The organism is Paracoccus denitrificans (assembly GCF_900100045.1).
GTDB lineage: Bacteria > Pseudomonadota > Alphaproteobacteria > Rhodobacterales > Rhodobacteraceae > Paracoccus > Paracoccus denitrificans.
This window is the reverse complement of sequence record NZ_FNEA01000037.1, coordinates 25806-33301: the sequence shown is the minus strand read 5'-3', so window position 1 is coordinate 33301 and position 7496 is coordinate 25806. Positions and strand designations below refer to the sequence as shown.

The 7496-nt window shown below is 63.7% G+C and carries 7 protein-coding genes; 1 reads left to right on the top strand and 6 read right to left on the bottom strand.

The genetic code is table 11. From position 1 onward, the window contains the following. The 6 genes from BLT64_RS22520 to BLT64_RS22495 all read right to left on the bottom strand — a co-directional run. Nucleotides 1–101, bottom strand: a 101-nt coding sequence (locus tag BLT64_RS22520; protein WP_437438265.1) for a hypothetical protein, incomplete at its 3' end; no start/stop codon positions are given. Nucleotides 102–542: 441 nt separating this feature from the next. Further along, nucleotides 543–2027 carry an aldehyde dehydrogenase family protein gene (locus BLT64_RS22515; RefSeq protein WP_011747382.1) on the bottom strand — a complete coding sequence of 495 codons (1485 nt, stop codon included), beginning with the start codon at nucleotides 2025–2027 and terminating at the stop codon, nucleotides 543–545. Nucleotides 2028–2048: 21 nt separating this feature from the next. Next, the gene (locus tag BLT64_RS22510; RefSeq protein ID WP_011747381.1) at nucleotides 2049–3119 is read right to left on the bottom strand and encodes an ABC transporter ATP-binding protein; all 1071 of its coding nucleotides are present in this window, start codon (nucleotides 3117–3119) and stop codon (nucleotides 2049–2051) included. A 4-nt stretch (nucleotides 3120–3123) separates the two neighbouring features. After that, nucleotides 3124–3966 (bottom strand): carbohydrate ABC transporter permease, encoded by an 843-nt coding sequence (locus BLT64_RS22505; RefSeq protein ID WP_011747380.1) that lies wholly within the window; start codon nucleotides 3964–3966, stop codon nucleotides 3124–3126. A gap of 12 nt (nucleotides 3967–3978) precedes the next feature. Beyond that, nucleotides 3979–4905: a carbohydrate ABC transporter permease gene (locus BLT64_RS22500; protein ID WP_011747379.1), complete on the bottom strand. Its 927-nt coding sequence runs from the start codon at nucleotides 4903–4905 to the stop codon at nucleotides 3979–3981. A gap of 60 nt (nucleotides 4906–4965) precedes the next feature. Beyond that, complete coding sequence (locus BLT64_RS22495) at nucleotides 4966–6267, bottom strand: ABC transporter substrate-binding protein (protein WP_011747378.1); 1302 nt, start codon at nucleotides 6265–6267, stop codon at nucleotides 4966–4968. A 169-nt stretch (nucleotides 6268–6436) separates the two neighbouring features. On the opposite strand from BLT64_RS22495, the gene BLT64_RS22490 reads away from it, so the two are divergent. After that, entirely contained in the window at nucleotides 6437–7486 is a 1050-nt protein-coding gene (locus BLT64_RS22490) for a substrate-binding domain-containing protein (protein ID WP_041529807.1), read from the top strand. Nucleotides 7487–7496: the final 10 nt, after the last annotated feature.

Genomic DNA, 7496 nt, shown 5'->3' with positions numbered 1-7496 from the left:
CGGCCCATGGTGCCGTCCTCAAGCGTCACATCGACCTCGACCGTCGGGTTGCCCCGGCTGTCCAGTATCTCGCGCGCGAATATGTCGATGATGGCCGTCATGTCATGGCTCCCATGCAGGGGAATGCGCCCAGCGGCGCTGCCCTGGATAAGGTTGACGACAGACTGGTTATGCAGCGCGCCGGCCCGGATATTGCGGCAGGCAGCAAGAATTGCATCGGCCAAGTCGGGTCCGGCAAGCCGAAGTCGCAGTTCGCATGGGCCGCTGTCTCCTTGATCGCGGCCATCGCGACGATCGGGTCGGACGTGACCGAGAGCGTCTCACCGGCAACCGGCAAGCTCTCGGCCGCGCGCAGGGTATGGACACTCCCAGCATGCGGGTGCGGGAACTTCCCTGCTCCCGATCGAATCGTGCTTGACACGTATGGAAGTGGAATCAGGGATGGCGATGGCTATGCCTCCTCTCATATTGTAGAAGGCGCCCCGCAACGGTGCTGCGAGGACGCTTGGCCAATCGGCTCAGATGCCATATCTCCCGAGTGGTCATACCGTATGGGGCAAGACCGCATTACGCTCGCCCAGCTTGATGAAGGTCGACTTGACCTCGGTATATTCCAGCAACCCGTCGATGCCGTTCTCGCGTCCGATGCCCGATTGCTTGAAGCCGCCGAAGGGCATCTGCACCGAGGTTTCCAGGAAGGTATTCACGAAAACCGTGCCCGAGCGCAGTCGGCGCGCAACCAGGATCGCCTTGTCCAGATCCTTGGTCCAGAGCCCGTTGCCGAGGCCATAGACCGTGTCGTTGGCCAGCGTCACCGCCTCGTCCACCGTTTTGAATGTGGTCACGGTCAGCACCGGGCCGAAGATCTCCTCGCGGAAGATACGCATGTCCGGCGACACATCGGTGAAGATCGTCGGCATGACGAAGTAGCCCTTGGCCAGCGCGCCTTCCTCCGCACGGCCACCACCGACGGCCACGGTCGCACCCTCGGCCTTGCCGATTTCCAGGTAATCCATCACCTGGTCGAACTGCGCCTCGTGAATCATCGCAGCCTGGTCGGCATCCTCGTCCAGCGGCAGGCCGGTGCGGATCTTGCGGGTGCGCTCGACAAGGCGCGAGACGAACGCATCGGCCACGGATTCCTCGATCAGCAGGCGGGCACCGCAGACGCATTCCTCGCCCTGGTTCAGGACATAGCCGAACAGCACGCCATCGACGGCCGCATCCAGATCGGCATCGGCAAAGACGACGTTCGCAGCCTTGCCGCCCAGTTCCAGCGCGACGCGCTTGACGCTGTCGGCACAGGTGCGGGCAATGGCCTTGCCCACCTTGGTGGAGCCGGTGAAGGAGATCATGTCCACCTCGGGGTGGCGGGTCATCGCCTCGCCCACCGCGCCGCCGGTGCCGGTCACGACGTTGTAGACACCCTTCGGCAGCCCCGCGCGAATGGCCAGTTTCGCCACCTCCAGCGCGGTGCCCGAGGTCAGTTCGGACGGCTTGACCACCACCGAGCAACCTGCCGCCAGCGCATAGGGCAGCTTCTGGAACAGCGTGACCATAGGGAAGTTCCAGGGTACGATCATACCGACCACGCCGCGCGGCTCGCGGCTGACCAGACCCAGCGCCTGCGGGCCGACATTCTCGAACGCCTCGCCGTGCAGCTGCATGCCAAGCGCGGCGGCATAGCGCAGCATGGATACGGAATGCTCGATCTCACCGCGGGCGAAACGGATCGGCTTGCCGGATTCCTCGGCCTCGATGACCGCCAGCCGCTCCAGGTCTGCGGCGATCAGGTCGCCCCAGGCGTTCAGGATGGCCGCTTTCTGCGTGGCGGGCATCTGGCGCCAGGGGCCATGCTCGAAAGCCTCGCGCGCGGCGCGGACGGCCGCGTCCAGATCCTCGGCCGTGCCGGCGGCGAAATCGGCCAGCGCCGCCCCATGGGCGGGCGAATGGCGGCGGATCGTCTCGCCCGAGGCGCCGGGACGCTCGGCCCCGTCGATGAAATGGACATAGCTGCGAACGGTCATCGTGAATCCTTCCTTATGCGTTCAGCGATCAAGACCCACCGCGCGGACCTTGTCGCCCGGGGCGATGACCCCGATCGTGTCTCCGGCGCGGAGGGTGGTGCGGTCGGTCACCACGACATATTTCGTGTCGCCCGACAGCAGATAGATGTTGGTGGTCTGACCCAGCGGCTCGACCAGCTCGACGATGCCCTCGACCGAGCCGGGCGTGCCGGCAGCGACGCATTGCAGATGTTCGGGGCGGATTCCGACGGCGAAATGGCCGTGACGGTCGGCCATGGCGCGGGCACGGTCGCGCTCGCCATCGTCCAATGCGTCGCCGAAGCCCTGTACCTGGCAGACGACGCGGCCATTGTTGGCCAGCTCGGCCTTGAACAGGTTCATCGGCGGCGAGCCGATGAAATCCGCGACGAAACAGGTCGCCGGACGGTCGTAGACCTGAAGCGGCGGCGCCACCTGCACCATGTCGCCCTTGCGCATGACGGCGATGCGGTCGGCCATCGACATGGCCTCGATCTGGTCATGGGTGACATAGATGGTGGTGATGCCCAGGTCGGTGACCAGCTTCTTGATCTCGGTCCGCATCACCGCGCGCAGCTTGGCGTCGAGGTTCGACAGCGGCTCGTCCATCAGGAACACCTTGGGATTGCGCACCAGCGCGCGCGCCAGCGACACCCGCTGGCGCTGGCCACCCGACATCTGCGCCGGCTTGCGGCCGAGATAGTCGGAAATGCCCAGGCGGCCCGCCGTCTCCTCGACCTTCCTGCGCCGCTCGGCGGGAGCGAGCTTGCGGATCTTCAGAGGAAACTCGATGTTCTGGAACACCGTCATGTTGGGATAGAGGCCGTAATCCTGAAAGGCCATGGCGATGTCGCGGTGGCGCGGCTCGGCATGGGTCATGTCGCGGCCGTCGATGAAGATCTGGCCCTCGCTGGCGGTTTCCAGCCCCGCGACCATGCGCAGGGTGGTGGTCTTGCCGCAGCCCGAAGGGCCGAGCATGACGAAGAACTCGCCATCCGCGATATCGACCGAGACACCGTTGACAACCGTCAGGCTGCCGAAACGCTTGTAGACGTTGTTGATCTGGATAGCCATGGGATCAGCCTTTCACCGCGCCAAGCGTCAGGCCGCGGACAAGATAGCGTTGCATCATCAGGACGAGCACGACGACCGGCAGCGACATCACCACCCCCGCCGCTGAGGCGAGCCCCCAGGCGATGGCCTTGGGCTTGATCGCGTTGGCGGCGATCACCGGCAGGGTCTTGGCGTTCTGCGAGGTCAGCATCGAGGCCAGCAGGAACTCGTTCCAGGCGAACATGAAGACGATGACCATCGTGGCGGCCAGCCCCGGCAGCAGCAGCGGCAGGGTGACCCGCCAGAAGGTCTGGAACCGCGAGCAGCCGTCGATCATCGCGGCCTCCTCGATGGATTGCGGGATGTCCTGGATGAAGACGCGCATCACCCAGACCACGAAGGGCAGACCCGCAAGGCCATAGGCGGCGGCAAGCAGCCAGTAGGTGTCGAAGATTCCCAGCGCGCGAGCGATGATGAACATCGGGATGACGCTGACGATGGGCGGCAGCATGCGGATCGACAGCACCTCGAAGGCGATGACCTCCTTGCCTTTCACGTCGAAGCGCGCCAGCGCATAGGCCGCCATGGTGCCGCAGACCATCGCCAGCGTGGTGGCCAGCCCGACGATCACCGCGCTGTTGACGAAGGCATCGAAGGCGTCAAGCTCGCTGGCCAGCTTGGCGTAGTTTTCGAATGTCGGAGCGAAGCTCCAGACCGGCGGATATTGCGAGATGTCGAGTTCGCTCTTGAAAGAGGAACTCGACATCCAGAATACCGGGAAGGCGAAGAACGCCGTGGCGATCAAGGCCAGCGCATAGGCGGCGGCCAGTTTGATCGCACGGGACAGCAGCGGTTTTTGCGATGCCATGTCCGGCCCTCCTCAGCGGTTTTCCTTGTCGGCCACCAGCTTCATGAAGCCGGTCAGGCGGACAAAGATCAGGACGACAAGCAAAACGATGATCAGCGTCAGCCAGGACAGCGCCGAGCCGTAGCCGAGATCGAAGAAGCGGAAATTCACCCGTTGCAGATAGACGCTGACCAGGTCGGTCGCGAAATCGGGACCGCCGCGGGTGATGATGTAGACGGTGTCATAAGTGCGGAACGCATCGACGATGCGCAGCAACGTCGCGATCACGATCACCGGCTTCAGCATCGGCAGGGTGATCGAGAAGAAGGCGCGCAGCGGCGAGGCGCCGTCGATGGCCGCTGCCTCGAACGGGCTTTTCGGCAGCGAGGAGATGCCGGCAAAGACGATCAGGAACATGAAGGGCGTCCATTGCCAGATATCGACGAGGATCACCGACAGCAGCGCCGTCGAGGCATTGCTGGCCCAGAGCTGCGGCGGAATGCCGATCAGCCCCAGCAGATAGTTCAGCACGCCCAGGTCCGGCATCATCATCACGCGCCACGTGATGCCGACCGCGATGGGGGTGATCAGCATCGGCACCAGGATGATGGTGCGCAACACGACGAAACCCGGATGGCGCTGGTTGAACAGCACCGACAGCGCCACCGCCAGCACCAGCGAAGCCGTCACGCTGACAGCGGTGAAGATCAGCGTCAACCCGACCGCGTTCCAGAACTGCGGATCCGAGAAGGCGCGGGCGTAATTCTCGAACCAGACCAGGCTGGAGCCGCCGCCGAAGGTCGGGTTGTAGTTCGTCAGCGAGATGTAGAGCGAATGCAGAAGCGGATAGAGCCCGACGACGGTCATGACGATCATCGTCGGCGCCAGCAGGAGCATCGCGATCCGCCCCTCTCCCGGGCGCTGCGCCTTGTCGGCGGTCTTGGTGTCTGAACGAGCCATGGTTGGTCCCTTCGCGTAAAGCGGCGGGGCGCCGTGGTGGACGCGCCCCGCCCAGACGGATCAGCGAATGACCCGCGCCAGGCGCGATTCGGCATCCGCCATCGCCTGTTCGGGGGTCTTGCGGCCGTTCACGCCCGCCAGGATCTCTTCGTAAAGCACGCGCTGCACCTCGACGGCGTTCTGCAACCGATAGGGCGGGATCGAGATCGGCGCGGTGCCGCGGGTCTCGAAGTCGTGGAAGGCTTGCAACATGGGAATCGCCTCGACCGTCTGGGGGTTGTCGATGTCGCGCTGCAGGCAAAGCGAGGATTCCCCGCCCTCGCGGAACAACTCATAGGCCTTGCCCTCGCTCATCCAGGCGAGGAAGCGATAGGCATCCTCGAGTTGCCCGGAGGCTGCGTTGGCCATGATCGACCAGCCACCAACCATCTGCTGCTCATATCGCTCGGTCGGGGCGACGGTATAGCCGAAACGGCCCTTCATCGGCCCATCCTCGATGCCGACGATCACGTCCGACCAGGTGATCATCATGGCGGCGCGGCCCTGCTGCATCAACGACGAGCCCTCGGCATAGTCCAGCCCCTCGACCCCGTTCGGGGTATAGGGCAGCACCTCGCGCAGCCGCTCGATGGCGCGGGCCCCCTGCCCTTCGCTGTTGAAAACCGGCTTGTTGGCTTCGTCCAGCACGCCGTCGTCATTGGGGGCGATCTTGGTCATGCCCATCAGGCGCGACCCCCAGTCACCGCTCATGTGCGCGTCCTGGCCTCCCAGCAGCAACACGTTGCCCGCGACATCCGAGGAATGCAGCTTCGCCGCCGCCTCGCGATAATCGTCCCAGTTCTTCGGCACCTCGATGCCGGCCGCTTCCAGCAGATCCTTGCGATAGACGAAGACCGGCGTGGTCATCACCAGCGGCAAGCCCCAGCGTTTTCCCTCGTACTCGGTATAGGTCAGCGAGGCGGGTGCGAAGTTGTGCAGTTGCAGTTCGGGCAGTTCGGCGTTGCCCGCCCGGATCTCGTCCAGCGGCGCAGCCCAGCCGTTGCGGATCGGTTGGCGGATCCAGAGATTGTCGGTGGTGAACAGGTCGAAGGTCGAGGAACCCTGGCTAAGCTCGATCAGCAGCTTTTCGTAATGTGCCTCATAGGGATTGGCCTCGCCGGTGATCCGGGCGCTGTCATAGGCATCGGCGACCGATGCGGTCAGAGCCTCCGCCCATGCGGTATTGCTGTTGAGAATGTTGAGCGCCGCCCCGGATTGCGCAAAGGCGCCGCGCGGCGCGGCCGCAAAGGCAGCCGTCAGGGCCGTCAGCGTCTTGAGCATGTGCCGGCGGGTAAAGTCGGAACGGGACTGGAATCGAGTCATGGTGCAACCTCCTGTGGGCGTGGTCGTGGTTGTTTCTTATCGTGATTTGTAAACGTTTACTGTTCTTAACATACGCCCATGTCAAGAAAAACTTGCCAATCCATGTCATTTCGGGTCCGAGATAGGGACAGGTGATTCAGAAAACTTGCAGCAAACAGGAGAAAAACTCTTGGCCAAGCCCAAATCCCAGGCAATCCAGGCGCGCCGGATCCGCCCGACGATCCATGATGTCGCCAAGGCGGCAGGGGTTTCCATCGCCACGGTGTCGCGCGCGCTCAATTCCCCCGATTCGGTGCGAAAGGAGCTGCGCGAGCGCGTGGTGGCTGCTGCAGATTCAATGGATTACATGGCGGATTCGGTAGGCAAGGCGCTGCGCCGCCAGCGCACCCAGATCATTAGCACCATGCTGCCACGGCTTGCCGACCCGCTGTTCTCGGCCGTGGCCAGCGCCATTCAGGAAACGCTGGAAGAAAACGGTTACCTGGGATTCGTGCAAACCTCGGGCTTCGACAACTCGAACCTGTTCGACCGCGCGAAGCGGCTGATCGAGCACGGCACCGAGGGGTTGATCATCTTTGGTCGGATCGACGACCAACGTCTGCTGGACTATTGCCGCGCCCATCAACTGCCACTGCTGTCGGCCTATTCCTATTTCGAAAAGTCCGAAGTGCCGACGATCGGCTTCGACAACTACCTGGCCACCCGGCAACTGGTCGAAATGCTGCACACCCTGGGCCATAGCCGTATCGCCATGATCAGCGGCTCGGACAAGGGCAACGACCGGCAGCAGTCGCGCATCCGCGCTTTTCGCGACATCAATGCCGAGCTGGGCCAGGAACCGGTGATCGAATTCACCCACATGGATTTCGACATGGCGGATGGCGGCGCCGCCCTGCGGCGAATCATGGAAAACCACCCCGAGACCACAGCGCTGATCTGCAATCGTTGCGTGATCGCCTTCAGCGTCATGGTCGAGGCCCGCCGCCTGGGTATCACAGTTCCCGAGCATCTATCGCTGACAGGTTTCGACGACATCGACTATGCGGCGCTGTTCGACCCGTCCCTGACGACGGTTGCGGTTCCTTCGGAAAAGATCGGCCGCGCCGCCGCCAAGGCCATGATTGCGCGTCTGGAAACCGGCGCTCCGCTGGGTAGCCGGCGCTTTGAGACCGAGGTGATCCTGCGCCGATCCGTCGCTCGGCCCCGCACGACGGCATAATTCCTCTTGA